Origin of the sequence: Aliinostoc sp. HNIBRCY26 (genome assembly GCF_050235535.1) — a bacterium.
Lineage (GTDB): Bacteria > Cyanobacteriota > Cyanobacteriia > Cyanobacteriales > Nostocaceae > Trichormus.
This window is the reverse complement of record NZ_CP189852.1, coordinates 5,152,466-5,178,765: the sequence shown is the minus strand read 5'-3', so window position 1 is coordinate 5,178,765 and position 26,300 is coordinate 5,152,466. Positions and strand designations below refer to the sequence as shown.

At 40.9% G+C, this 26,300-nt stretch carries 20 protein-coding genes; 12 read left to right on the top strand and 8 right to left on the bottom strand.

Annotated elements, in window-relative coordinates:
• Positions 1 to 46: 46 nt before the first annotated feature.
• The 4 genes from ACQFX9_RS21925 (at position 47) to ACQFX9_RS21910 (ending at position 3,112) form a co-directional block, all read left to right on the top strand.
• Positions 47 to 1,069 carry a Rieske 2Fe-2S domain-containing protein gene (locus ACQFX9_RS21925; protein WP_427158471.1) on the top strand — a complete coding sequence of 341 codons (1,023 nt, stop codon included), beginning with the start codon at positions 47 to 49 and terminating at the stop codon, positions 1,067 to 1,069.
• 5 nt (positions 1,070 to 1,074) lie between these two features.
• Positions 1,075 to 1,827, top strand: coding sequence for a sterol desaturase family protein (locus tag ACQFX9_RS21920; protein WP_427158469.1), 753 nt, complete (start codon positions 1,075 to 1,077; stop codon positions 1,825 to 1,827).
• Positions 1,824 to 2,432, top strand: a complete 609-nt coding sequence (locus ACQFX9_RS21915; protein WP_427158468.1) for an acyl transferase — start codon at positions 1,824 to 1,826, stop codon at positions 2,430 to 2,432. The genes ACQFX9_RS21920 and ACQFX9_RS21915 overlap by 4 nt, the downstream gene beginning before the upstream one ends.
• A 98-nt stretch (positions 2,433 to 2,530) precedes the next feature.
• Entirely contained in the window at positions 2,531 to 3,112 is a 582-nt protein-coding gene (locus tag ACQFX9_RS21910; RefSeq protein ID WP_427158467.1) for a hypothetical protein, read from the top strand.
• A gap of 25 nt (positions 3,113 to 3,137) precedes the next feature.
• Here the strand turns inward: ACQFX9_RS21910 and ACQFX9_RS21905 are convergent, their stop codons facing one another.
• From ACQFX9_RS21905 to ACQFX9_RS21890, 4 genes are all read right to left on the bottom strand, one after another.
• A complete protein-coding gene (locus tag ACQFX9_RS21905) occupies positions 3,138 to 3,584 on the bottom strand; it encodes a nuclease (RefSeq protein ID WP_427158466.1) in 447 nt (148 codons plus the stop codon).
• Entirely contained in the window at positions 3,581 to 3,865 is a 285-nt protein-coding gene (locus ACQFX9_RS21900; protein WP_427158464.1) for a hypothetical protein, read from the bottom strand. The genes ACQFX9_RS21905 and ACQFX9_RS21900 overlap by 4 nt, the downstream gene beginning before the upstream one ends.
• A 151-nt stretch (positions 3,866 to 4,016) precedes the next feature.
• Positions 4,017 to 4,538, bottom strand: a complete 522-nt coding sequence (locus ACQFX9_RS21895; RefSeq protein ID WP_427158463.1) for a DUF2059 domain-containing protein — start codon at positions 4,536 to 4,538, stop codon at positions 4,017 to 4,019.
• A gap of 120 nt (positions 4,539 to 4,658) precedes the next feature.
• Positions 4,659 to 5,138, bottom strand: a complete 480-nt coding sequence (locus ACQFX9_RS21890; RefSeq protein ID WP_427158462.1) for an N-acetyltransferase family protein — start codon at positions 5,136 to 5,138, stop codon at positions 4,659 to 4,661.
• Between the two features lie 110 nt (positions 5,139 to 5,248).
• Between ACQFX9_RS21890 and ACQFX9_RS21885 the strand changes: the two genes are divergently transcribed.
• From ACQFX9_RS21885 to ACQFX9_RS21870, 4 genes are all read left to right on the top strand, one after another.
• Positions 5,249 to 6,766 (top strand): GH3 family domain-containing protein, encoded by a 1,518-nt coding sequence (locus ACQFX9_RS21885; RefSeq protein WP_427162971.1) that lies wholly within the window; start codon positions 5,249 to 5,251, stop codon positions 6,764 to 6,766.
• A gap of 354 nt (positions 6,767 to 7,120) precedes the next feature.
• On the top strand, positions 7,121 to 7,603 hold the full coding sequence (locus ACQFX9_RS21880; RefSeq protein ID WP_427158460.1) for a hypothetical protein: 483 nt from the start codon (positions 7,121 to 7,123) through the stop codon (positions 7,601 to 7,603).
• 95 nt (positions 7,604 to 7,698) lie between these two features.
• The gene (locus ACQFX9_RS21875) at positions 7,699 to 8,637 is read left to right on the top strand and encodes a P pilus assembly protein, chaperone PapD (protein WP_427158458.1); all 939 of its coding nucleotides are present in this window, start codon (positions 7,699 to 7,701) and stop codon (positions 8,635 to 8,637) included.
• 234 nt (positions 8,638 to 8,871) lie between these two features.
• Positions 8,872 to 11,973, top strand: a complete 3,102-nt coding sequence (locus ACQFX9_RS21870) for a carboxypeptidase regulatory-like domain-containing protein (protein WP_427158457.1) — start codon at positions 8,872 to 8,874, stop codon at positions 11,971 to 11,973.
• 90 nt (positions 11,974 to 12,063) lie between these two features.
• Here the strand turns inward: ACQFX9_RS21870 and ACQFX9_RS21865 are convergent, their stop codons facing one another.
• Positions 12,064 to 12,630: a Rid family hydrolase gene (locus ACQFX9_RS21865; protein ID WP_427158455.1), complete on the bottom strand. Its 567-nt coding sequence runs from the start codon at positions 12,628 to 12,630 to the stop codon at positions 12,064 to 12,066.
• Between the two features lie 459 nt (positions 12,631 to 13,089).
• The gene (locus ACQFX9_RS21860; RefSeq protein WP_427158453.1) at positions 13,090 to 14,196 is read right to left on the bottom strand and encodes a sulfate ABC transporter substrate-binding protein; all 1,107 of its coding nucleotides are present in this window, start codon (positions 14,194 to 14,196) and stop codon (positions 13,090 to 13,092) included.
• A gap of 712 nt (positions 14,197 to 14,908) precedes the next feature.
• Here ACQFX9_RS21860 and ACQFX9_RS21855 point away from each other — a divergent pair.
• The 4 genes from ACQFX9_RS21855 to ACQFX9_RS21840 all read left to right on the top strand — a co-directional run bounded on the left by ACQFX9_RS21855 (position 14,909) and on the right by ACQFX9_RS21840 (position 19,150).
• Positions 14,909 to 16,060, top strand: a complete 1,152-nt coding sequence (locus tag ACQFX9_RS21855) for a sulfate ABC transporter substrate-binding protein (RefSeq protein WP_427158451.1) — start codon at positions 14,909 to 14,911, stop codon at positions 16,058 to 16,060.
• A 151-nt stretch (positions 16,061 to 16,211) separates the two neighbouring features.
• Complete coding sequence (locus ACQFX9_RS21850; RefSeq protein ID WP_427158449.1) at positions 16,212 to 17,153, top strand: sulfate ABC transporter permease subunit CysT; 942 nt, start codon at positions 16,212 to 16,214, stop codon at positions 17,151 to 17,153.
• Positions 17,140 to 17,997, top strand: a complete 858-nt coding sequence (gene cysW / locus ACQFX9_RS21845; protein WP_427158447.1) for a sulfate ABC transporter permease subunit CysW — start codon at positions 17,140 to 17,142, stop codon at positions 17,995 to 17,997. The genes ACQFX9_RS21850 and cysW overlap by 14 nt, the downstream gene beginning before the upstream one ends.
• Before the next feature lie 193 nt (positions 17,998 to 18,190).
• The gene (locus ACQFX9_RS21840; protein WP_427162970.1) at positions 18,191 to 19,150 is read left to right on the top strand and encodes a phosphatase PAP2 family protein; all 960 of its coding nucleotides are present in this window, start codon (positions 18,191 to 18,193) and stop codon (positions 19,148 to 19,150) included.
• A gap of 75 nt (positions 19,151 to 19,225) precedes the next feature.
• Here ACQFX9_RS21840 and ACQFX9_RS21835 read toward each other — a convergent pair whose 3' ends face one another.
• The gene (locus tag ACQFX9_RS21835) at positions 19,226 to 23,419 is read right to left on the bottom strand and encodes a chemotaxis protein CheB (RefSeq protein WP_427158445.1); all 4,194 of its coding nucleotides are present in this window, start codon (positions 23,417 to 23,419) and stop codon (positions 19,226 to 19,228) included.
• Between the two features lie 471 nt (positions 23,420 to 23,890).
• On the bottom strand, positions 23,891 to 25,927 hold the full coding sequence (gene ligA, locus ACQFX9_RS21830) for an NAD-dependent DNA ligase LigA (RefSeq protein WP_427158444.1): 2,037 nt from the start codon (positions 25,925 to 25,927) through the stop codon (positions 23,891 to 23,893).
• Between the last annotated feature and the right edge of the window lie 373 nt (positions 25,928 to 26,300).

Below are 26,300 nucleotides of genomic sequence, written 5' to 3'. Positions count from 1 at the left end.
TAATGTAGTCATATTTCAGAAAATGCTTTAAAGAAAATTATCTACTATGCAATTTGCCGACTTTTGGTATATTGTCGCACTCAGCGAACAGCTAAAACCTCACACGGTTTTGGCGCGATCGCTTTTAGGTGAGTGGTTAGCAATATTTCGCGGTGAAGATGGAAAGCCTGTGGCGTTGCGCGATCGCTGTTTACATCGCAGCAGTCGGTTGTCGGCAGGAAAGGTCTGTCAAGGTGCTTTACAATGTCCTTATCATGGTTGGGTATATGATAACGAAGGTAAAGTGATTGCTGTTCCGGCTGAGGGTGTGGATTTTCAAACTTCCCAGCAGCGTCGAGCCAAAGTTTACGCCACTAAGGAACAAGACGGATATATATATGTGCGGTTAGCTGAAAACCCCAGCGTTGACTTTGCACCTTTTTCTATGCCTCACTATGGAGAAGTAGGTTGGGAGACGGTGCGGGTAATTAATCGGTTTGCGAATAATGTCACTAATTGTGCGGAAAATTTTATTGATATTCCCCATACAGCCTTTGTTCATCCTGGGGTGTTTCGGACTTCGCGCCAGCAAAAATTAGAGATGACGGTTGAGCGTGAAAATGGTGCGGTTTCGGTGGAATATCGCAACGAAAACAGTAATTTAGGATGGTACACGCGGTTTTTAAATCCAGAAGGCACACAGATTAAACATAGCGATCGCTTTTATATGCCCAATATTACCTCGGTGGAATATCAAATGGGACGGACGCGTCATTTATTTATTACCAGTCAATCTATCCCCGAAAGCGATAATTCTACTTTGGTCTACACTGATGTGACTTACAACTACGGTATCTGGAATAAATTAGCGCGTCCCTTTGTCTGGTGGACTGCTCAACATATTATCCGCCAAGATGTAGAAATTTTGGCGATTCAAGGTGAAGTCATAGCTAAATATGGTACACAATTTGCTCATACCCCGGCTGACACAATTCATGTGTTTGTCGAGTCAATTAGAGCAGCGATCGCTCGTGGAGAAGATCCGCGATTATTGCCAAAACAATCTGCCAAAGTGACATTTTGGGTTTAATTATCTTGAATATACAAAACTTGATACAACTAATAGTTTTTGGTGCATTTATTGGCTTAGTTGGATGGACAATTAACAATCAAATTAGTCGCCAGCAAATACAATTAAAAAGTCGTGAAGATTGGCTAATAGATACTCTCGGTTTAACGATTCAAGGTATTTTAATTCCTTTATTACAAACAACTTTAGTTTATGGAATTTACCATTATTTATTTCCCAATCACCAGGGATATTTAAAAATATCACCAATTTTATCTTTTATTCTCAGTTTTGCTGTAGTAGATTATTTATATTACTGGAATCATCGTTTATTACACAGTAAATTGTTGTGGCAAGTGCATCAAGTCCACCACACAGTGACTCAGATGGATGTTTTAGGTACTTCTCGCAATACTATCTGGACAAGTTTATTAATTATTTATCTATGGCTACATACATTATTTTTATATCTATTAGTTGACCCCACAGGTTATTTACTAGGAGTTAGTCTGACTTCTGCTCTAGATTTATGGAGACATAGCCGCTTATTTATTCCTACAAATCACTGGCTATATAAATTGATTTCTCCCTGGTTAATCTTACCCCAAGATCATGCTTGGCATCATTGCAGTGAAACTTATCATTGCAACTATGGTGCTAATCTCAAAATTTGGGACAAATTACACCATACATATCATCAAAGCAATACTTTACCATCAGCCATAGGTATTCCCACTTCCTTAACTTTGACTCAAAAACTTTTCTTTCCTTTTTCATGACACTTTTAAGTAAAATTCTCTTATTTTTCCCTACCTTGGTATTTATCATCACTGGGACTGCAATCTTTTATTTTGTCCACTCACCCAGCATTTTCAGCCTTCTAGCCGTATTATTTTCGATTTATGGGTTTCCTGTGGTTGTTTATCGCTGTCATCAATGGATTTATCCTGTGCAGGAGGGTATTAGTTATCTACAAGGTAAAGAATATAGTCCTTGGTGGGGTAGTCATCAAATCCAGTCGATTTATATAGCAATTCCAGCCTTAGAAGCGATGCTGCGGTTGATTCCTGGGGTATTTTCTATTTGGTTGCGATTGTGGGGTGCAAAGGTGGGACGAGATGTTTACTGGACACCAGGATTAGAGATTGCCGATCGCGGTTTAATAGAAATAGGCGATCGCGTAGTTATCGGTCATCGTGTGGGGATATATTCTCATGTCATCAAACCCCGCAAGCAGAATTTAATGTTATATGTCAAAAAAGTGAAGATTGGTAGCAATGTGTTTGTTGGTGCTGGAAGTCATCTTGCTCCTGGTGTAGTGATTAATGACCATACCTTTATTGCTGCTGATACAAACCTTTACCCTAACCAACAGGTGCAGTAATTTGTCAGTAGCTAAGTTTACTGGTGATAATTGGTCATCGACTGTAAATATCCCCACAATAAATTCGGCGAAATATGACAACCACTATTCACAATCTTGTGCAAACACTTTTTTCACAATGGTTAGAATCTGACGCAACACCAGAGTCACCAATAGAAGGTGTCGCCCCTGAATTTGCCAATTCTTTAGGAGTCCGTCCCGAAGCATTTACATTTGATTCGCTATTTCACAGGGATGAAACACCTGAATGGATGTGGAAAGCTATCGAGTTTAATGAGGTTTTTGATGGACAATTTTTCTTTTATGTACCAACTGCATGGGCTAAAATACGACAAGAAAAGCTCAATGTCATCTTTGGTGATACTATCGCAACTCGACAATCGATTCTCCTGACCAAAAAGTCTTTTTGGCAACCGCATATAATTAACCTTTTGCAAGAGGTGAAAGTTATAGCATTCGCTTATTACCCTCTGTACAGGCCGCATTATCATCAATGGGTTTTCGTCACAGAAGACAAAAATACAGGTTCTATGTGGACGTTTGGTATATATGGTTCTGGAGATTACCTTGTGATAGTTAAGGGAGATGCGCCGACAATTTCTGACCTTAATTATCAACTTACTTCACTAATCAATTCCAATCCTTGGTATGGGTGGATTGAATCAGCTAAAGCTCGATAAACTTTATTTTTTCTCTAGGGAATCCTTAAGTGATGTTTTGCCACAGATCAGCTGCTATAAACCTCGACAAGTGGCCTACATTCGTTGTTGCAATGACAACATTTGGAATTGCTAGAGTAGTTGCTTGAGCTACCAGAATCATATCACCGTCAATCATTTTGTCACCTGCTGTTGGCTGCCCTTGCTGACGAGCTTGTGACCAAAAGTGCGCCGCTTGACGCATTGCAGCCGTTGTAATTGGCAAATACTCAATAAACTGAGCTAAATTATCTAGACGAGCAATACCCTTAGACTTGTTTGCTCGTAATAACTCTCGGCGAACTTCATAGTCTGCAATTTCTGGAATAATAACGCGGTTGCCTGATGTAATGTGAGCTTGTAGCCATTGGGTGCAAGCAAGACTCTCAGCAGATACCTTTGGATTCGTGACTAGACCAAGCGGCCCTGTATCTAGAACAATGGCTCGACTCACCAAGTTATACCTTTCATCTCAAGTGGAAATAACTTGCGATTGGATAACCGATTCTCATCTAAAGCATGAATTAAATACTCACCTGTTTCCTGCTGTTCTAACCCATCCTCATCATCAATCCAGGATTGAAGTAAGTTAACTGCTTCAACTTGCTTTTGCTTCAACAAAACAGAATTTGTCAAAAGCTGCAATGCCACTGCCTCTACTGAAAGTCCATATCGATTGGCTTCCTGTACAAGATACTGCTCTAACTCTGGTGACAAGTGTAGGTTTAGTGTCATAAGTATTTTGAGGATACACCCTATATTTTAACCCTGTAAAGTTCAAAATTAGGCTCATGCTTCCAACAGACAAGCTTGAAACCCATAAGTTTTTAAGGAAGGGAAAGGATGACAAACATTTGAGTAATAATATCAAGAACATTTCTGGGTATTATTTTGGCACTATATTCTGTGGCGGAATTATTTTGCCAGAATTATAGTCATCCCAAACTTTATCAAGTAATTTGCGCCTTTGTTGAGACGCATTGACATAAGATTGAATTTCAGCTTGCAATAACTTTTTCATTAGGGGTTTTTTTGCTATCTTTAATAATTCTTTTAACTCTGCTTCTGAAAAATTAGCTTCTAGCGAAGTAATGTATTGATTCTCAATCTTCTGCCAACCGGCTTCTTTCGCCAAAATGCCAACTAACCATACCCTAAACTGGTCATTGCTCGTTGAAGGTGAGATTGTTATATCAACACTGTTATTAAGATATAGGTCGTATTTTTGAGCAATTCCTGCTTCCGAAAGCACTTGTTTAGCTAATTCTTTCTTGGATGTTGTAGTCGTGTTTTCTCTTTCTGATCTGACTTTCTGTGATGGTTGCTGTTGAGAGTGAGCTATACACGCACTTACAAAGATAGAAAAAATTATGAAGATACTTGAAGCATAAACCTTAATTTTGAACATATAAACTCCAATAACACAGTTTAGTCAATTGCAACCTACTTGACGAGATTCGCGATCGCATTTCTCGTCATTGGTAGTATTAAAAGATAGCTTACCAAACAGTGCTGATCTGACTAATTATTAAAACGCCACATTTAATAATTTGCGAAACACGACCTTATCATCACCCGCATCATAGAAGTCACGGATACGCGCCTCCTCCTCATAGCCGCACTTCGCGTAAAAAGCTCGCGTGCGCTTGAGTTCCGGTAGCCCTGACGTTTCCACCAGCAGCATACGCCCACCGCGCAACGTCAACGTTTGTTCAACGTAATGCAGCAGTTTCGTACCGCGTCCTTGTCCCTGGTAATCAGGTCGGATAGCAATCAATTGCAGATTCCAGGTCTGATTGGTCATCAGTTCTATCTCACAGTAGGCAACCCCCACCAGACAGTCGTCGTCATCGTCAGTAAGCCAAAAATGATTGCTGTCGCTATTACCTCTGAAGTAATCCACCAGCATTTCACTGAGTGTCTGGAGTTGGTCTGACTGGAATAGCCCTGTTGCTTCAGCTAGGGCGATTAGTGCGGTTGTGTCATCGGGTGTAATCGGTCGAATCATGGTGAACTCCAGGGTATTGAGTTTCAATATACTACAATATATTACAAAATACGATGCTTATGGATAAACAAATAATCTAGGATGTAATGATACTGCTTTACTTTAGTATGATGCGTCCGATTATTCAGCTTTTTGGGCAAATACTCGCACCCACGGCGCGACGATTTGAGCAAGCATTGGATGACCCTGAATCAACGCAGATATCTGTGCAGAGGGAAATTTGCGATCGCCTGATTGCAAGTCCATACGGCAAAGCCTTGGGAATTAATTCCCTCGCAGATTGGGAAGGTGTTCCCATTGTTGATTACGACACACTCACACCTTGGATTGGTAAGCCCGAAAAACATCAAAAAGGTCAGTTAATTCCCCTCACACCTGAACCTATTTTGTTTTATGAAAAAACTTCTGGTAGTAGTGGGGCGGTAAAATGGATTCCCTACACGCAATCTTTACGGCGATCATTTAATCAAATGTTTTGCGTCTGGGCGCATGATTTAATTGTGAATGGGCCGAAATTTTCCACAGGTAAGCTTTACGCCTGTATTTCGCCACAGTTAAATCAAACTAATTCTCCATCTTTACAAGATGATTTAGATTATCTTGATGGTTGGTTGCGTTGGTTTTTGCGTCCTTGGTTGGTGATGCCAAAGGGATTAAATAAATTACATGATGCCCAACAGTTTAAACATCAGTTAGCTTTGGCATTATTACAAGCTGAAACATTAGAAATCATCTCAATTTGGAGTCCAAGTTTTTTACAAGTACATTTAAAATATATTCAAGAAAATCACGAGTTATTGCGAAGCGAATTACAAGGGCAAATATCAGAACATCGCCTGCAATTATTGAAAGAAACTATACCCTGGGCGCAACTATGGCCAAATTTAAAGCTGATTTCTTGCTGGGATAGTGCTAACGCCGCCGACCAAGCTAGGGGATTGCGATCGCTCTTTCCCCATGTTTTAATTCAAGGTAAGGGACTGCTAGCGACTGAAGCCCCAATGACAATTCCCTTGATTGCAGCGCAAGGATATGTTCCAGTTATAGATGAAGTATTTTTCGAGTTTGAGGATGAGACTGGCTCTCTGTATAAGTTACACGAACTCTGCATTGGCAAAGAATACGGAATAATTCTATCCCAAAAAGGCGGATTATATCGCTATCGTATCGGCGATCGCATCCGCGTCACTCATTGGTATCGCAATACACCATGCTTAGAATTTCTGGGACGACATCCAGCAGTCAGCGATTTAGTTGGTGAAAAGTTACATGAAAGCTTTGTGTATGATGCTTTGAATAGCCTGAATTTGTCTGGAACTCATTTTAAAAGTTTAGTTCCCGTCGCCCAGCCACCACACTATATTCTTTTGCTAGATACAGCCCAAGAAACACCAGAATTTATTGCTCAACAATTAGATGCAGCTTTATCTCAATCACATCATTATCATCGAGCGCGATCGCTTGGTCAACTTGCAACACCAAAAGTTTTTATCTCCCCACAAATGCCTGAGCTTTTATCATTGCATCGCGCCCACAATGGCAGTATTTGGGGAGGCATTAAGCATCCTATTCTGACAATATCTCCCATTAGTCTTGAGCTTTTACAACAAATCACAAAGCTCTTCTAGAAGGACGGGGTTTTCAAACCAGATTTTTGATAAAAACATTCAGGCTTTCAACGCTATTCCCTATTCCCCGTTCCCAAACCTTAAAGCTTGCTCATCATTGAAGCATCAAAGAAATCAATCCATTAATGAGTAATTTTATATACTCAGTAAAAATATTGAGATTATTTTAATAACTTTTTTGATAAATTAAGCACCAATACGGTGGATACATACTGAGTATTAGCAGCAGAATTAAAAACATGAATAGCGGTTAAATAAGACTGTTAACAGGGTTTCAATAAATATCAGGGACTCTACCTCTTTGCGAATTTCAATCTTCATTGCATAACTAACAATTCACTTGAGGAATTTGGTATGAGTCGTCATCTTTTTATCGCTTCAGCTTTGATTTTAGGAACTGTTGTTGTGGCTCCCAGTGCTTTTGCCGCAGACACAGAAAATGTACCATTTGGAGGTACAGTAGTTTCTGCTTGTTCTTTTCCAAATGCTCCTGGTGCTGGTACACTAGGAAACCCACTTCCCAATACTTTGAGTAGTATCTTAGCAGACGGAGGCACAAAGGGGACAGCCGTGGTGCGGTGTACAGGCGGTACAGGAACCCTTAACATTACTAGTGTTACCCAAACTGCTGGAACTACTCTGACTTCTCCTATCTATAATGCCACCGCCGCAGGGGGAACCATCGCAGCTACTTACGTAGCAGGAACGCCTGGGTTGCCACAAACTGTACTTCCTGGGACAACTATTCCTTTAGATATCAATATGACTGTTACTAATGGTGCTGAGTTGACAGCAGGTACCTACGGCTTCACTGTTGATTTGACAGTGACACCTTAGAAATTGAATGTGTTTGTAGTAGAAACTTCAATCATGATTTCATCAAGAAACAAATTCTGACTACAAACATGACAAGATTGAAAAATAGACCCCTAATGGTTAAAAATCTTCTCACCGACGCACTTTTGAAATATTCATCATCAAGCATCATGGTTGGTAATTTAGCTCTCACAAAATGGAGAGAATTTTTACAGAATTGGCAGCAAAAAAATATGCTCATGCTTGCAGCCACTTCTTTAGGTGGGTGGGCATTATTCACAGGGATTTCTGGTGGCACTGCACAAGCACAAGTACAAATTTCTCCAATGGTAATTCAAGCAGAGGCCAACCAAAGACCAGCAGAAGGCGTGATTTATGTCAAAAATATGACTAATGAACCATTCCGAGCTCGTGTCTATGTGCAACCTTTTACATACGATAGAGATGCAGGCTTTCAATCTCTGCAATCTAGTCCAACCGATCTGAGTCCTTACTTACAATTTTCTCCAGGAGAACTGACTATACTTCCAGGAGCTACCAGACGCATACGCTTAATTAGTCAGTTACCTCCTAACTTACCAGATGGTGAATATAGGGTAGTAATTTTCACCGAAAACCTCAAAGAAATTAACTCAACAGATATTAATGGCAATGCTATTAGTATTAGAGGTAAAGTAGGTTCTACTTTCTATGTCCGCAAAGGGAATGTATCACCTCGTCTAACTGTAGATAGCGCGCAATTAAATACAACTGCCAAAAAAATCCAATTGTTAGTCAAAAATACAGGTACAGCTTCTGCCCTACCGACGGCTAACTGGACATTAAAACGAGAGGGAAAAATTATCCGCAGTGGACAAATACCTCCCACAGCCATTGTTGCTCAAAGCGATCGCAATTTTCTAATTAATCTTGTTGCTCCAGATCAACCAGAGATTACCCCAGGCGAATATGAATTAACAGGCGAGTTGGTATGGAGCGAAAAATCTCAATCCCAGACTGTTCCCTTCAATTTAAATCTGGCCATTCCCCAAACTGCGGCTACTGCTCTACGTTGATTAAGTAGCACTATAGTCCTGATCACTCTGATCACTCATTGAATTTTGTGTCTTCGTGTTAGCTATTTTGAGACGCGAAGACACAAATATGCAAATAGGTTTGATACCAGCGTTAATTATCGGGATTTTATTCCTAATTAACACTGATTTTCTTCTGTAAAACTATGGACTGGAAGTGCTGTTTGGAGACAGAGGGTGCATCTTCATGATCTTTATTTCCCTTGTAAAATTCCCGTGTCTTATCTGATATCTCATAGTGAAGTTCCAAACAATAGCAATTACTTGCCACCTGTCAATGCGATCGCTCAAAAGCAAAATCCTGCATCTGTTGCCAAAGAAACCTCCAGTCAAGTAAATATACAACCTAGTTCTCCAGAAAGTCTACCTCCTGTATACTCGAACGCAGACAAAGATACAGATGAACAGGAATTAACATTACCCATTGCAGATGTTCCATCATCTGCATCACGGACTCCTGCGATGGCAACCAAGCCAGTGACGATGATGATGTCACCGCCAGAAACTTTATCTCCTGAACTCATATCTCACATCCAGTCTGCACGACTAGAACTCAAGCCGAGCCAAACTCAGTCTTTACAGACAGGTGATGAAGTCTGCGAAGATAGCCTACTCTGCGGGAACACTAAGGACAAATGGTCGTGTAGTCCCGATTTTCATCCTCAACTAGCAGATGAAAGTACAACCCCATTATGTGAATTCTCTGGAGGAAAAGTTCAGTTATCTGACTCTTCATTGCCAACTGCTCAACTACAAAAAACTATTACACCCTCTGTTCCCATCCCAGCATCAAGAAAGTTTTCAGTTTTTCCTGTAGGTGTGGATGTAGACCAACGTCCTGTGATTAAAAGTATCTTAATTCGGGGTCAGGAAGACGGTAAACAAGCAGTCAATTTTGAGCAATGGTTAATACCCTATGAGGGCGTTGTCAGAGCTTTAAAATTAAATGTAAAAACCTTACCGGATGCTCAATTAGAAATCCGTACTCCTGGTTTAGTCACTCGTATTGATTCCCAGAAACTTCAGAATGATCCAGAGTTGGGATTGGTTTTTTCTGTAGAACAACTGCAAACTTTACTGGGTGTTACTGCTAGCTTCGATATCAATGATTATTCCATACGATTAGAACGTCCTGGACTTATCAATCCCAGCCAGTTTATTGCGCCACCAGAACCAACTATAGAATTAACGGGATTACCGGAAATCCCCGCTCCTGGCTTAACGTTGACCGCAGTTGAGCAACGCTTGAATGTTAGTGGTTCATCTAGCAACATCAGTAATTACCAAGGAGATTTGAAAGCTGTCGGTACAGCTTTGGGTGGGAGTTGGTTTATCCGCCTTAACCAACCTAACTTAGAAGATTCGACCACTTGGAAACTGACGGAAGCACAATTTCTCCGACAAACGGATCAAGCTGATTATGTCATCGGTTCACAAGCTCCATTTTGGTTGAGTCAGGGTACTGGTGATTATTGGGGCTTGACAACCATCCAACGCTGGGGTTTTAAACCACCGGAAATTGTTGGGGGTGTTTCATCTTTGAGCCAAAGGATGCAATCTGCTCAAATTGGTCGGGTAATTACAGGAAAAGCTGAACCAGGAACTCTGGTGCGACTTGCTCAAGGTTTAAGCGATCGCGTGATTGCTGAGGTGTTAGTAGATTCTTCCGGGATTTATCGGTTTCCTGATGTGCCGGTGGATAATCGTTTTCTAGGTGCAAACTATCAGCTGTTACTTTATCCCCAAGGAAGATTAACAGAACCTCCAGAAATTCGGAATGTGACATTTTCTACCTTACCTGGACAATTACCAGCAGGAGCGAGTGCGCTAGTTATTTCTGGTGGTCTACGCAGACAATTTTCTCATGCAGATGCTTTGATTGGAGATTTTTCGGATTTTCGCGGTGGCGTGGCACAACGTTGGGGTTTATCTTCTGATTTAACTGTAGGTATTGGTGGTGTTTACGATCAGTCATTCCAAGGATTGGCAGAAATATTTTATCAACCACAAGATACGCCTTTAAAGGTGGCGTTATCAGTCTTAAGTGGCGATCGCTGGGATATTAACGCTAATGTGACATTTGATGTATCACCTAGTTTAAATACACGCTTTACTAGCGACAGCTTCAAAAACAGATTTGATTTTGATTGGCGAATGTTTCCTTGGTTGACCTTACTAGGTGGTGTGGATAGCCGGGATGGTGGGTTTGGAGGTTTACAAATTTCCCGTAATGATAAAAATTCTTTTACTTACGCTCGTGTCACTTTCAACACCCAAAACCATTTACGTTGGAACTTACTGCAACGTCTGGGTCAACTAGAGTTAAAAGCTAATGGTAACGAAGTCGCCTCTTTTTCCGAATTAGCTTACTATTTTTCACCACGAAAGTTTTCTCATCAAGGTAATTCATTATTTGCTAGTTATGAAACTAGCGATATTTTCTCACATAGCGATCGCCTGGCTACCTTGGGATGGCGTTATCGTTCCCCACAACGTTCCCGTAATGGTAATTATCTTTGGGAGGGGCAATTAGGTTATGCTGTCGGTTCCCAAGGTTCAGGAATCGTTGCTACTTTAGGGACAAATGTTCTTCCTGGCTTCTTACTTCGAGGACGTTATCAAGGAGTCTCAACCACATCAGATGAAGCAAGTTTCAGCTTAGAGTTAGTTTCCAGTCTAGATTTACAAAGAGGAATTAAGCCTGATAATTCTCGTCCATCTGACTATTTACGTACTCAAGGCGGAATTTTGATTCAACCTTTCTTTGACCGCAATGATAATGGTAAGCATGATGCTGATGAACCAATCTATCTAGAAAAATCTAACTTACTATTTACCATTAATAATCAATCTTTAGAGTCTTTTGTCTCGAATATTGACGATGACGGTACTTTAGTATACCTGTTTCCTGGAAAATATCGCCTGGATCTAGATCCAGCTGGCTTTCCTCTGCACTGGAAAACAGCAGTAGAAGCTTTAGCAGTGGATGTAGTTGCTGGTAGTTATACCACTGTTATGTTGCCGATGGTTCGTGCTTTCACTCGTTCAGGCATTGTTACCGATTCTAGAGGCCAACCCATTCCAGGTGCGAAAGTAGAAGCTATAGAAATTAATTCTGGGAACAGACATATTTCTGTTACCAATGGTGCAGGAGTATATTATCTGCAAGGTTTACCACAGGGCAATTACAAGATAGAAGTTAATGGCCAACCAGTCAAGGTAGAAACTCTACAACTGGAAGCGACTTCCCAACCTTTTCAAGAACTCAACCTCTATCAAGAGACTTTCAATAGACAAATATCCAATCGCAAGGAGTAGCAGGAGAAGAAGATTAGTTAAAAATCTTCTCTCCCTGTTCTCTCTACGGTCTAAATGTGTCAATGAAGAAGAGAGTTTTATATAGGAAAACTACCTGCGATCGCGTTTTTCTGGAATGACTGCATAAGCATCAATCTCAAACAACATCCCATCGAGGGCTAGTCTAGGGACGGGTATCAGTGTATTTGCCGGTACTTTAAAACCCCACAAAGCCGCTATTTCTCGTCCTAAAGGAATCAATTTATCTTGAGTATGATTAACTATTAAAACAGTAGTTTTTACTACATCTTCTGGCTGCGCTCCGGCTGCACTTAAGGCGAAGCGGAGGTTTTGAAAAGCCTTGACTAATTGTGGCTCAAATTCGCTAGAAACAAGATTTCCTTGTAAATCTGAACCAAATTGGCCGGAAATATAGACTGTTCTGGTATCAGGTGGGGTAATGGCAATATGACTATAGCCATTTTGGGGTGCGTTATATAAAGTTGGCGGATTGATCAAGGTCACATCATCATCTTTGTTGTTCTTTGCAAGTGCTTGACCTTGTGTTCCTACTGCTAATGTCGTAGCTACTCCAGTACCGCCTAACCACAAAAGAGCATTTCTTCGTGAAAATTTTGTCACCAATGAATTGACGGTGCTAGTAATACGTTTATTCATCGCAAATCCCATCCCTAAAAATAAGTGATTTTTGGCACTATATATTAGTCATATTATCTAGCTAATTAGATGCAAAACATACTAGTACAAACGCTTTTTTTAATGAAAATCATACAACTTTCATGAGTTTGAAATAATGATGAAGTTTAATAATTATCCTCGTAGTAATTACTAGTAAGTTGTTGATTATAGATCACTCAAATATGATGTTATAAAATTCAGTACCATCTACTTCATTGATTTTATTTTCTCTGTGAGTAGCTCATAGCAGTGATTCTAGGATTTATTCAGATGACTTTAGTCTGCTTTTCTATGCAAAAAATCTACCATTAGATAGGGGCAAAAAGTTAAAACAAGTATTATGATAAATCTCACTAAAAAGACTTAATTACAAAACAAAATGCTTTTTGTAGAGACGAAGATTTACGTCTCTACAAAATTTTGGCTTATCTCTTGAAATTAACGCCGTCCGCCTTGAATTTTGTCAAAGATCGAACCATCATCAAAGAATTTCTTCTGTATAGTGTTCCAACCGCCCAAACTCTGCACATTGTAAAGCTTGGATACTTTGGGGAATTTATTACTAACCTCTTTGCTCACACTGGCGTTAACTGGTCTAAAACCAACATTGGCAAATTCTCGTTGTGCTTCTGGGGTAAATAGAAACTTGACAAAGGCTTCTGAAACTTCACGAGTACCTTTTTTATCAACATTTTTGTCCACAACTGCAACTGGGCCATCAATGGAGATATTGACTTGCGGAACAATATAAGAAGGTGAAGTCTGCCCTTGTTTTGCAGCTAAGATAACTTCGTTTTCATAGTTGAGCAATACGTCTCCTTGTCCTTTTTTGTAAAACGCGTCACTCGCTTCCCTTGCATCTTTAGGTAACACAGGTACATTTCTATAGACTTTAGTCACGAAATCTAAAGCCTGAGCTTCACTACCACCATTTTTAGCGATCGCGCCCCACAAAGCCAAGAAATTCCAGCGCGCACCACCTGAAGTTTTGGGGTTAGCTGTAATTACCTTAATTCCCGGTTTAGCTAAATCACTCCAGCCTTGAATCTTTTTCGGATTCCCCTCTCTTGTTTCTATTGTGACTACAGAACGGGTGACGATGGAGCTATTTGGTGCTTCTTTTTCCCAACCAGGTTGAATTAACCCTGCTTGTTCAATCTTTTTAGTATCTAAAGCCAGTGCTAAAGCCACAACATCTGCGTCTAAACCATCGATGACGGCGCGAGTTTGAGAACCAGAACCACCATAGCTTTGTCGAATGACTAAATCTTGACCCTTTTCTCGTTTCCACTTGGCGACAAACTTAGGAATGATTTTTTCATAAGCAGCCTTGGTGACAGCATAGGAAACTAAAGTAATTTCAACTTTCTTTCCTCTTTGGCTAATTAGTTGTGTCTTTTGACTAGCAGATGCCATTTGGGAGTTTGTCCCAGAAACAGGTATGAAAGTGGTGACACCTAAACCTACAGCTACTAATAAAACTGAGGAGCGACGTAAAGATGGCTGCAATCTGAGATTCAGCCTTGATAAGATTGTGAATGTCATGGGATGTGTCTCTTTTGATTAGCTAACGGCAATTAATTGACGCAAATTCCAGACGAAGATAGTTAAAGCTTGGGACAACATAGTATTAATCATTACTTTATGTTGTCCCGTTTTTTTACTGATAATTTACGGTTAATCTATCGTAAAACGAGGTTATAAAAAAGTAAAGTAGGAGCAAATATTTCCAATGTTCCGAATATTTGAATTAAGCATCAGTCAGAAAATCGGTAACGGCAGAAAGTAAACTTTATTATTTTTGGTCAAAGCTTTTTCCCTACCAGTGGTTGCTCTGAAAACTTAACTATGCTGACTAGTTAAAAAGCATCTAATATCAAGTTGCGTTACTAATGAGTTAACTAAATTGTGAGCAGAATTTAACGCTCGTAAGGCTGACCCTACAAGAAACCTATCAGATTCAAGTATTCAAATTTTGACATCACAATTCATCCCCAGAAACAGTGGCAAAAAGCAAGGTTGAAATCTAAGATTAGCGTTTCTCTATAGTCCGGTTTACTTACACTTTCTGATGGAAGCCACACCTCAACAATCTGTTTTATTGCCAATGAAACTGGTAAAATTTCTATATTTCCCATATCTCCGATAGAGAATATGAAGTTTTTTCTTGTCAACTGCACAATGTATCTGTAATTATTGTATATATATACAACTGTATTTACATCGATTAACCGTATATTCTCTAGGAGAATTTGGCATGAGTTTGTGGCAGCGACCCTTCCAACAATTACGACTAACTATTAAACAGACCAAAAACCACTTCAGATTTAGATTTAGTTCCGTCAAAGGCTTTGTATCACTGATGATAGTGGGGGCCATGTTGAGTGTTACCCTTGCAGCCTGCTCTGGTGGTAATGAAACAAATACTACTGGTGAAGCACCTACAGCTAACCCTGTGGCTGCTAACAAGCAGAATGTGGAACTTACACTGGTTTCCTTTGCTGTTACTAAAGCCGCTCATGAAGCCATTATTCCTAAATTTGTCGAAAAGTGGAAGCAAGAACATAACCAGACTGTCACCTTTAGACAAAGTTATGGCGGTTCTGGTTCTCAAACTCGCGCCGTCATCGATGGTTTAGAAGCGGATGTCGTTCACTTAGCATTAGCACTAGACACCCAAAAAATCGAAAAAGCGGGATTAATTTCTCCAGGATGGGAAAAAGAAGTTCCTAATGATGGCATCGTATCCAAATCAGTAGCAGCTATCATTACTCGTTCTGGCAACCCCAAAGGCATCAAAAATTGGGCAGATTTAGCCAAAGATGACGTAAAACTAATTACTGCTGACCCCAAAACTTCTGGAATTGCCCGTTGGAACTTCCTGGCCTTATGGAATGCTGCCATTAAAACTGGGAGTGATGAAGCCAAAGCCCAAGAATTTGTCACCAAAGTCTACAAAAACGTGCCAATTCTCACCAAAGATGCCAGAGAAGCCACAGACGCATTTGCTAAACAAGGCCAGGGAGACGCTTTAATTAACTACGAAAATGAAGTCATCTTGGCACAGCAAAAAGGTGAGAAACTAGACTACATCATTCCTGAAGTTAACATTTCTATCGACAATCCTATTGCTGTTGTTGATAAAAACGTTGATAAACATGGCAACAGAGAAGTAGCAGAGGCTTTTGTCAAATTCCTCTACACACCAGAAGCACAACAAGAGTTCGTCAAATTAGGATTTAGACCAGTAGATGAAACAGTAGCTCAAACTAAAGAAGTCAAAGATAAGTTTCCCTCAGTCAAAACACTGGGTACTGTGCAAGAATTAGGCGGTTGGCAAACAATAGACAAAAAGTTCTTTGCTGATGGCGGCGTGTTTGACCAAATCCAAGCCAGTCTTAAAAAATAGGGAATAGGGCATGGGGCAGAAAAATTCAAAATTCAAAATTCAAGAGTTTTTCTGCCCCTGCTCCCCCTGCTCCTCTGCTCCCCTGTCTCCCTTGTTCCCCTTCCCTTGTCTCTCCTCCTCCCCTGCACCCTTACTTCATTTTGAATTGTCTATGACTTTATCTCCTAGTGCGGAAGTTGATAGTAAAATTCCCGCTTGGCAAAAATTTCTCCGTCCAGTGATACAACTTCCTTGGACATGGCGCATTACTTTGGGATATCTAACTGTAATGTTATTTCTCCCAATGGCTGCTATGTTCCTCAAAGCTAGCACAGAACCACCGACTAGGTTTTGGGAAATTGCTACTAGTGATTTAGCTTTAGCTACTTATAACGTTACTTTTGTCACATCGTTGCTAGCTGCTTTACTCAATGGTGTCTTCGGTACTTTGGTGGCTTGGGTGTTAGTGCGCTACGACTTCCCCTTAAAAAGAATTATAGATGCTACCGTAGATTTACCATTTGCTTTGCCTACCTCTGTAGCAGGTTTAACACTAGCAACTGTCTACAGTGATAATGGCTGGATTGGTTCTTTGCTGACACCTGGTTGTTTTCTTGGGCATTGCCACATCAACCTGCCAGAAAAATTGGAGTGGATTCATTCGTTGCTGGCACCCTTGGGATTTAAAGTATCTTTCACTCGGTTAGGGGTGTGGGTGGCAATGGTGTTCATCTCACTACCTTTTATTGTGAGAACAGTGCAACCTGTACTCCAAGAAATGGAAGTAGAACTAGAGGAAGCGGCTTGGTCTTTGGGTGCTTCCCAATGGCAGACCTTTTGGAAGGTGATTTTACCTCCCTTATTCCCATCAGTTTTAACGGGTATCGCTTTGGGTTTTTCTCGTGCGGTGGGTGAGTATGGTTCGACGGTAATTATTGCGTCCAATACACCGTTTCAAGATTTGATTGCACCTGTATTGATTTTCCAACGCTTAGAGCAGTATGACTACTCTGGTGCAACGGTGATTGGCGTGGTGTTATTGGGTATTTCCTTAATACTGCTGATAGGAATTAACTTATTACAAGCTTGGACAAGAAGATATGACAACAAATAAAGGGTCTAAAGCTAGTAAATCCCACCCCAAACAAAAAGATAGCTTGGTTCCCACAATTTTAATTGTGATTGCGATCGCCTATCTCGCTCTGATTCAATATATCCCGGCAATCAATGTGTTTGTCCAAGCTTTTAGTAAGGGTGTAGAGCCATTTATCGAAAACCTCCACCGTACTGACTTTATCGCTGCTGCCAAATTAACTTTAATTTTGGCTTTGATTTCTGTCCCCTTAAATACGGTATTCGGTTTGTGTGCAGCATGGGCGATCGCCCGCCATAAATTCCCCGGACGGGCTTTCGTTTTAAGTATCATTGACCTGCCTTTTTCCATCTCTCCAGTAGTTGCAGGTTTAATGATCGTTCTACTTTACGGGAGAAATGGCTGGTTTGGCCCTATTCTAGAAGCCAATGACATCAAAATTATCTTCGGGTTGCCGGGGATGATCTTAGCTACCGCCTTTGTCAGTATGCCTTTTGTGGCGCGGGAAGTGATTCCTGTACTAGAAGAATTTGGCAAAGATCAAGAAGAAGCCGCCAGAACCTTGGGTGCAAATGATTGGCAGATATTTTGGCGCGTGACTCTACCTGGGATTCGTTGGGGTTTACTCTATGGTTTAATTTTGACCAATGCCAGAGCAATGGGTGAATTTGGGGCGGTTTCCGTCGTTTCTGGCAACATTGCTAACGTTACCCAAAGTTTACCTTTGTTTGTAGAAGAAGCCTACAAACAATACGAAACGGAAGCAGCATTTTCGGCGGCGGTGTTGTTAGCATTACTGGCTGTTGTCACCTTGATACTCAAAGAAATTGTAGAAAGGAAGACACGGATTAAAGACGTAGAATAAATGGGGCATGGGGCATAGGGCATAGGGCATGGGGCATAGGGCATAGAAATCAAGTTTCTTCTTATCTACCTTGTCTACCTTGTCCCCAATCCCCAATCCCCAATCCCCAATCCCCAATCCCCAATCCCCAGTCCCCAGTCCCCAAACAAGAGCGATCGCCTATACTAAAATACAGTTCAGGACTGTTTCCACCATGAACGGGTATTTTAGTCATCATTCCCATGAGCAGGATTTAATCCAAGCTATACACACATCTGTCAAAGGTAGAGGCAGATTTAAAGTCACAGGACTACATCAGTCGGAATTTTTGGCAAGACACATTGAATTATCCCTGATTAAAGCAGAAAACATTGTGCAAGTGAGTGCTAACCATTTAACAGGGAATGTGTTGGTGATTTTTCATCCTGATTGTAGCCATAGTGCGATCGCTTCTCTGCTACAAGATGTTGTTTTAGATTACACAAAAGCTACTAAAACTCTTCCAAATACCACAGTTACAGCACCAATTCAGCCACAATTAAACGAACTCAACAATCAACTAATTTTAGGTTCTGCGGCTGCTACTACCCTGATGTTAAGTAGTGGGATTTTATATCAATATGGTTTAGATGAAGGCATTTTGTTAGGACTACAAAAGCTACACAATCCCCTACTAGATGCCATCATTAAAGGTGTGACTTTTTTGGGAGAGCCAACATTTTTTCTAGCAATTTGTTCTGCGTTAGGAATCAATCTTTGGCAAAACCAACGACCAAGAGAAGCTACAGCTTTGGGTTTAGCAACATTTGGTGCAGTTGGTTTAAATTTATTGTTTAAAGAATTATTTAGAAGAGCGCGTCCCACACTTTGGGATTATATTGTCAATGCAGTTCACTATAGTTTTCCTAGTGGTCATGCAATGGTTTCTACCGCAGTTTATGGCTGCATTGGCTATATTTTAGCGAAAGAGTTTCCCCAATGGCGTAAGCAGATTTTAAGTTCGACAACAGTTTTAATTTTGGCAATCGGTTTTAGTAGACTTTATTTGGGAGTGCATTGGCCGACGGATGTTTTAGCTGGATATGCTGCCGGTTTATTATGGTTGATTGTCTGTATTCTCTATTTAGAATGGGAGCAAAAATCTAGTTTCACAGGCAATTTTCAGCAGATGTAGGAATCCACTTTGATTCCTGAAATCATTCTTTCTTCCAATGCCCCATGCCCCATGCCCCATTCCCCATGCCCAATGTCAATTCATTCTGCCGGCTAATGTAGCAACTACAGATAATAATTGTGGAGGTTCGACGGGTTTAGCAAGGTGCGTTTGGAATCCTGCTGCTACCGCTTTTTGATGTTCTGCATATCCAGCATAGGCGGTGAGGGCGGCGGCTGGGATTTGTCCCCCAGCTTCAGGACTTAGCTGTCTGATTTGACGAATTAGTGCATAACCGTCTTCTTGGGGTAGCCCAATGTCAGATAAAAGTACGTCGTACCCTCCAGGGTTTTCTGCTAGCTTTGATAGTGCTTCTTGTGCAGATGCGGCTTGTGTAACTTCTGCGCCATGCTCCTCCAGGACGATTTCAAATAACAGGCGGATGTCTGGTTCATCATCTACGACAAGTACCCGCACGCCTTCCAGGGAGGGAATATTTTCTATGGGATATTCTGGCTCATTGGTTGATACTATTGATTCTTGGACGATCGCCACAGTATTTTCTGGTTGGCTAGCTTGCAAAGGTAAGGTAACTGTAAAAGTTGCTCCCTGACCTTCTCCTGGGCTGAAGGCTTCAACTGTCCCGCCGTGGAGTTCTACTAAGTGACGAACAATAGACAGTCCCAACCCCAAGCCAGGATTTGAACGGGTTCTACTCCCATCAGCTTGACGGAATCGCTCAAATACATAGGGGAGGAAGTCAGCACTGATGCCTTTACCGTTATCACTGACTTGAATTTGGGCGTGAAGTTCAGTGTAATTGAGGCTGATGTCAATTTCTCCCCCATTTGGGGTGAATTTAATGGCGTTAGAAAGTAAATTCCAAATAATTTGCTGTAGGCGGGTAGCATCACCAACTACAGTTCTGGGTGTAGAATCTAATCTAGTGACAATGGTAATGTTTTTAGCTTCTGCGGAAAGATGAACCACCGCGATCGCAGATTCAATTACAGGAAATAATTCCACAGGTTGAGCATCGAGACGCAATCTACCTGAACTGATGCGGGAAATATCTAGTAAATCAGTAATCAGATGGGCTTGAGCCTGTGCGCTACGTTCTATCGCTTGCAATCCTTGAGTCATAGTAGACTGGTCAAGATTATCCCTTTGCAGCAATTGCGCCCAACCCAGTAAAGAATTGAGTGGGTTTCGCAGTTCATGGGAGAGGATGGAGAGAAACTCGTCTTTGGCGCGGTTGGCGGCTTCTGCGGAATTGCGGGCTGATTGTTCTTGAGCTAAAAGTTGTGTGCGTTCCGCTTCTAGCTGCTTTTGCTGGGTAATGTCTTCAATGACTAACAGAATCATTTCTCGGTTGTCTTCTATAGTCATTCTCCGAGCATTAAGGCGCATAATCTTATACCCAATATTTTCAAAATTATGCTCAACCTCTAGATCGTGAAATTGACTTTGATGGGGGAGAATGTCTTCTAAAAGCGATCGCAATAAGGGAATGTCCCATTGTCCATTGCCAATTTCATATACTAGACGTTGTTCTGTCTCTTCTGGTGCAACCTGGAATGTTTCATAGAAAAACTGATTCGCACTCAGCACTCGTAAATCTACACTCAGCACCACTAGAGATTCTCGCATCGTATCCACAATTGCTTGGGCGTAATCTCTAGAGGCTCTAAGTTGCTCGGTGCTACGTTTTAGGGCATCGATTTCGACTAACACGACCACAGCACCGTCAATTTTATCGTCTATTGTGCGATAGGGTCGAATTCGTAGGTCATACCAATATCCTTTCTGGTCTTGGACTTCTTGAGCTTTAAAGCTAAGATTCCGAATTACCTCTAAAATTTGTTGTTCTAAGTCAGGAATATTGAGATTATGATTAATATCACTGATGGGTCTACCAATATCGCTGGGAATCAGATTAAAGATGCTCTCAGCTACGGGGGTAAAACGACGAATCCGCAGATCACCACCCAACATTAAAATCGGAATATTAATACTACTCAGGAGATTTTGTAAATCGTTAGTAACTTGAGTAGATTCGAGATTACGTCGTTGTAATTCGTCGTTGATTGTGTTTAGTTCTTCGTTAGTCGCTTGAATTTCTTCCTTAGCGGTTTCTAATTCCTCATTTGTACTTTGTAGCTCTTCATTACTTGAGAGGATTTCTTCATTAGCTGCTCTTAGGTCTTGATTGGTGGCTTGTTGCTCCTCAATAATTGATTGCAGATATTCTTTAGTATTGGCTAACTCCTGTTTGAGTTGCTTAATTTCTTCCTCTTCATTATTTTTTTTGCGTCGGCGAGAACTATTGTTATTACCTAACTCTGATGAAGTGGGAACTATCAAATTTATGTCTGCAAACATGACGAGAAAGTAGCGTTCTGTACTACCAGAAGTTTTAAATGGTACTACATCAATGCGTATTTGCTTGACTTGCTCATTTTCTTTTAGTTGTACCCCTTCTTTTGTGATGGGGATTCCCTGCTTTTTAGCTTGGTGGATAGCAGTGCGTAATTCTATGCGTAATTCTTCTTTTGCCATCCGCAACAAATTAAAACTGGGTCTACCTGGAGGCGGTTGCAGATAGGGACTAGTTTGTCCACGAAATTGCACAATTTCTAATTCTTCATCAAGAATTACACCAACCGGAGCATATTGGTTTAACACAATCCGGTCAGCCTCTTTTTGCATTTCTAAATCATCTGGAGCATCTGAGTTCAATGTTAGTTGGGGGGTGACAATTTCAAGAGGATAGTTGCTTGTAACTAAATCAATTCCTAGCCGAGCTGGTGCTATTTTGCGGGAATATATTTTATACTTTCTATCGACTAAAGTAAACAAATCCGTAAATTCACCAACTGTTTCAGAAGTCCCTAACATCAAAAATCCATTAGACTTGAGTCCATAATGAAAGACTGGTAATAATTTTTTTTGTACTGCACTTCCCAGATAAATTAGCACATTTCGGCAAGTAATTAAATCTAGGCGTGAAAATGGCGGATCACTAATGAGGTTTTGTCTGGCAAAAACACACAACTCTCGCACTGGTTTACTGATTTGATAACCACCTTCAACCTGAACAAAGAAACGCTGTAGCCGTTCTGGCGAAACATCCGCTAATTGAGAAGATTTGTAAATTCCACTTCTAGCTTTATCAATTGCTACATCATTAACATCCGTAGCAAAAATTTGGATGGCGGTATTCATTACTTGATTGCTGAAAAACTCTAGCAAGCAGATGGCTATAGAGTAGGCTTCTTCACCAGTGGAACATCCCGCTACCCAAATGCGGATGGGTAAATCTGGTTTTATATCTTTGGCTATAACTGGAAATACTTTTGTCTTTAAAACTTCAAAAGCTTCGGGATCACGAAAAAAGCTAGTGACGGTAATTAAAATGTCTTGGTATAAGGCGGTAACTTCTGCGGGGTGATCTTGCAGGTAACGAACATAATCTTCTAGCCTGTCTAATTTATACAAAATCATCCGCCGCAGAATGCGCCGCTTTAAAGTTGTTTGTTTGTAGTGATTAAAGTCAACTCCTGTAGCAGTTCTTAGGAGACTAAAAATAGTAGTAAGAGCGTCTCCGGCTTCAGATATAGTATCCACTGGTTTAATTGAGGTGCAATGATTAACGTAGGGATGAGAGCTGATGGCTGCCAATTCTTTGGCAATTTGTTTGGGTGTTAAAATAAAATCTACGTGACCAGAAGCCACGGCCGTATTTGGCATACTACTAACTTTAGCCGATTCTTCACACTGGGCAAAAGTAATCCCGCCAGATCCTTTAATTACTTCTAATCCCCTTGTGCCATCAGAATCACCGCCTGATAGTATCACCCCAATGGCTTGGCTACCCCTATCCTCTGCTAAGGAAAGAAAAAATGTATCAATTGTGATCAAGTGACCACGAATTTTCTGAAAGGGACTTAGTTTTAGTATCCCTTGGGAAATGATCATTGTCGCATTAGATGGAATGACATACACATGATTCGGTTCTACAATCATTCCATCTTGTACTTGCACCACAGGTAATTGAGTTGTACGCGAGAGAATCTCAGGTAACAAACTTTTTTGATGGGGACTTAAATGTTGAATTAATACAAACGCCATACCCGTATCAGTAGGCAAATTACTCAGTAATTCTATAAATGCTTCTAGTCCCCCCGCAGAAGCTCCTATCCCAACAACCGGAAATAGTTCGTTGTGCTTGTCTTGTTGCTCATTAGAAGTATGAGATTGAGATTTTTTTCGAGATTCTTGGGAAGTCATAATGAGCCACTGATAAGAATTCGGGGTTTTATTTTTGAATGGTGAATAAATTTTGCTTATTTTACTTTAGCCGAATGCAAATACATCCTGTAGGTTGGATACATAATCAATAAATGAATCTATCTAAAGATGTAAAACTAATTTCTTACTTGAGAGGTTGCTTAAAAAGTATTTAGCTGGGACTTGAAGTATATTCTGATCCCCCCTAAAACCCTTTAAAAAGGGGGGAATAAGAATCAAAGTTCCCCTTTTTAATGAGAAGTAAGAATCAAAGTCCCCCTTAAAAAGGGGGATTTAGGGGGATCTAAACTTACTTGATTCATCGTTAAAGACTCTTGAAACATCCTCTTTATACACCAATTATTTTTCGTAAAGACATTAAAAAATGCAGTCTCTACAACATTTCCGAGATGAAAGCATTTATACAATCAGATACAAAATTTTCCAAATTTGCGTCTAGAGCATGATGGATTAATTTTCTAACATTTCTAATAATTGTGTCTCAGTTAATTGTATAATTCCCAAAGCTCGTGCCTTTTCTAATTTAGAACCTGCGTCTTCACCCACAACTAGATAGTCAGTTTTTTTGCTCACTGAATCTGTCACCTTACCACCAGATTTTTGAATTAAAGCTTTGGCTTCATCGCGCTTTAACGTGGGCAAAGTTCCTGTTACGACAAAGGTCTTACCTACTAGCTTGAGAATAGCATTATTAATAGTTAGTGCCTCTTCAATGTTAGCAAATTGTAACCCTGCTGTTTGCAACCGGGCAATTAAATTTTGATTGGCATCAATGCGAAACCATTGATAAACAGACTGGGCAATTTCTGCACCTATACCATAGATACCCTCAATATCTGATTGTTTAGCTGTGGCTAACTGTTCTACGGTGCGGTATTTTTCTGTGAGTAATTGAGCATTGACGCTGCCGACGTGACGGATGCCTAAACCATATAATACCCTTGACCACGGCTGATTTTTTGATTGTGCGATCGCCCCAATTAATTTTTCGGCTGATTTTTGTCCCATTCTTTCTAAGACTAATAATTGCTCTGTTGTCAAGTCGTATAAATCAGCAACGGAATGCACTAAACCTTTATCTACAAGTTGATGGACTAATTTTTCTCCCACACCTTTAATATCTAAAGCATCGCGACTCACCCAATGTTCAATTGAACCTTTGAGAATCGCAGCACAGGAAGCATTCACACAGCGCGTTACAGCTTCCCCAGTTTCCCTAACCACAGACTGTCCACAAACGGGACAATGGGTAGGCATAATAAAAGGTTGGGTATTATCTGGACGTAATTCTTTGAGTACCCGCACCACTTCGGGAATGATTTCCCCAGCTTTGCGAACAATGACTGTATCACCGATGCGGATATCTAATTGGGCAATGCGATCGCTATTATGTAAGGTAGCGCGAGATACTGTAGTTCCCGCCAATTCTACGGGACGCATTTCTGCTAAAGGTGTTAACGCGCCTGTGCGTCCCACATTTACGGCAATATTTTCTACACGGGTGGGTGCTTCTTCGGCGGGGTACTTTAAGGCTACCGCCCATCGGGGAAACTTTTGGGTAAATCCTAACTGTTCTTGCAACTTATAGGAATTTAACTTTACTACCACCCCATCCGTCATGTAGGGGAGATTTAATCGTTCTGTATCCCAGTATTTATAGTAATCTGCAACGTCAGCTAGAGATTGGCAAAGCTTGTGATTGGGATTTACCCGAAAACCCAATTTTTGCAACAATTCCAACGCTTCCCATTGCGTATTTGCAATACTTGCGTCATCTCTCCCTGGAATGTGCAGTGTGTAAGCGAAAAAATCTAATCTTCGTCGCGCCACAATGCGAGAGTCTAATTGTCTTAGTGTACCAGCCGCCGCATTACGGGGATTAGCAAATAACTGTTCTCCTGCTTTTTGGCGTTGTTCATTAATTTGTTGGAACACTTCCAACGGTAAAAACGCTTCCCCCCGCACTTCGATTTTCTCTATTACTTCTAAGCCATCAAAATTTAACCGTAAGGGAATAGAACGAATTGTCCGCACATTTTGGGTGATATCTTCTCCCATTTCTCCATCACCCCTAGTTGCACCCCTGACTAAAACGCCATTGTGGTAAGTTAAAGCCAGAGCCGAACCATCAATTTTTAATTCCGCCACATATGCAGGCGGATCTGTAGGCGATACTTGTCTATGCCAACGTTGATCCCATGTTTGCAATTCGTCAATATTAAAAGCATTCTCCAGACTGTACAACGGAACATTGTGGCGTACAGAGGTAAAGTGTGTAGCCGGTCTTTCCCCGACGCGTTGAGTCGGACTGTCTGCTGTAATGAGTTCTGGGTATTGAATTTCTAACTGTTGCAGTTCTCGGTATAACTGGTCATAGACGGCATCCTCCATTATGGGCGCATCTAAGACATAATAAGCATAACTAGCTTTTTGCAGTAATTGGCGCAATTCTTGCGCGCGACTAACTTCTGATTGAATTTGACTCATTAGACTTTAACTATAAAATACCCAACAGATAAAAGTTATAGGTCATAAAACCTGCTGTTGGCAGGTTAGGTTTGATTAATGTTTACTCTAGTTAATAATAGTCTGTAGGCTGAAAATTTAAATCCACTCAACCAAAAAAGCATATTCTATCTTGTTCATATACAGGGCAGAAAGAATTGCACCCAAATGTGTAAGCGGAAGCGGTTACAGCTTCCGCGATATACGGAATACGGAAATTGGAGATTGACTATAGCCCTCATAATGCCAGTTTGTGAGCCAGTGCGTTGGGGAGACACTGCGTTGCGCGGGTTTCCCGCGTTGAAGCAAGTGTCATCGGCTTTGCCGACTTGTTCGCGGAGGGAGCGTTCCTTCT

Excerpts from the sequence above, each read along its gene's own strand:
- ACQFX9_RS21925 (WP_427158471.1), top strand. The coding sequence starts at position 47 with ATGCAATTTGCCGACTTTTGGTATATTGTCGCACTCAGCGAACAGCTA.
- ACQFX9_RS21915 (WP_427158468.1), top strand. The coding sequence starts at position 1,824 with ATGACACTTTTAAGTAAAATTCTCTTATTTTTCCCTACCTTGGTATTT.
- ACQFX9_RS21900 (WP_427158464.1), bottom strand. The coding sequence starts at position 3,865 with ATGACACTAAACCTACACTTGTCACCAGAGTTAGAGCAGTATCTTGTA.
- ACQFX9_RS21895 (WP_427158463.1), bottom strand. The coding sequence starts at position 4,538 with ATGTTCAAAATTAAGGTTTATGCTTCAAGTATCTTCATAATTTTTTCT.
- ACQFX9_RS21890 (WP_427158462.1), bottom strand. The coding sequence starts at position 5,138 with ATGATTCGACCGATTACACCCGATGACACAACCGCACTAATCGCCCTA.
- ACQFX9_RS21885 (WP_427162971.1), top strand. The coding sequence starts at position 5,249 with ATGCGTCCGATTATTCAGCTTTTTGGGCAAATACTCGCACCCACGGCG.
- ACQFX9_RS21880 (WP_427158460.1), top strand. The coding sequence starts at position 7,121 with ATGAGTCGTCATCTTTTTATCGCTTCAGCTTTGATTTTAGGAACTGTT.
- ACQFX9_RS21875 (WP_427158458.1), top strand. The coding sequence starts at position 7,699 with ATGGTTAAAAATCTTCTCACCGACGCACTTTTGAAATATTCATCATCA.
- ACQFX9_RS21865 (WP_427158455.1), bottom strand. The coding sequence starts at position 12,630 with ATGAATAAACGTATTACTAGCACCGTCAATTCATTGGTGACAAAATTT.
- ACQFX9_RS21860 (WP_427158453.1), bottom strand. The coding sequence starts at position 14,196 with ATGACATTCACAATCTTATCAAGGCTGAATCTCAGATTGCAGCCATCT.
- ACQFX9_RS21855 (WP_427158451.1), top strand. The coding sequence starts at position 14,909 with ATGAGTTTGTGGCAGCGACCCTTCCAACAATTACGACTAACTATTAAA.
- ACQFX9_RS21850 (WP_427158449.1), top strand. The coding sequence starts at position 16,212 with ATGACTTTATCTCCTAGTGCGGAAGTTGATAGTAAAATTCCCGCTTGG.
- cysW (WP_427158447.1), top strand. The coding sequence starts at position 17,140 with ATGACAACAAATAAAGGGTCTAAAGCTAGTAAATCCCACCCCAAACAA.
- ACQFX9_RS21840 (WP_427162970.1), top strand. The coding sequence starts at position 18,191 with ATGAACGGGTATTTTAGTCATCATTCCCATGAGCAGGATTTAATCCAA.
- ACQFX9_RS21835 (WP_427158445.1), bottom strand. The coding sequence starts at position 23,419 with ATGACTTCCCAAGAATCTCGAAAAAAATCTCAATCTCATACTTCTAAT.
- ligA (WP_427158444.1), bottom strand. The coding sequence starts at position 25,927 with ATGAGTCAAATTCAATCAGAAGTTAGTCGCGCGCAAGAATTGCGCCAA.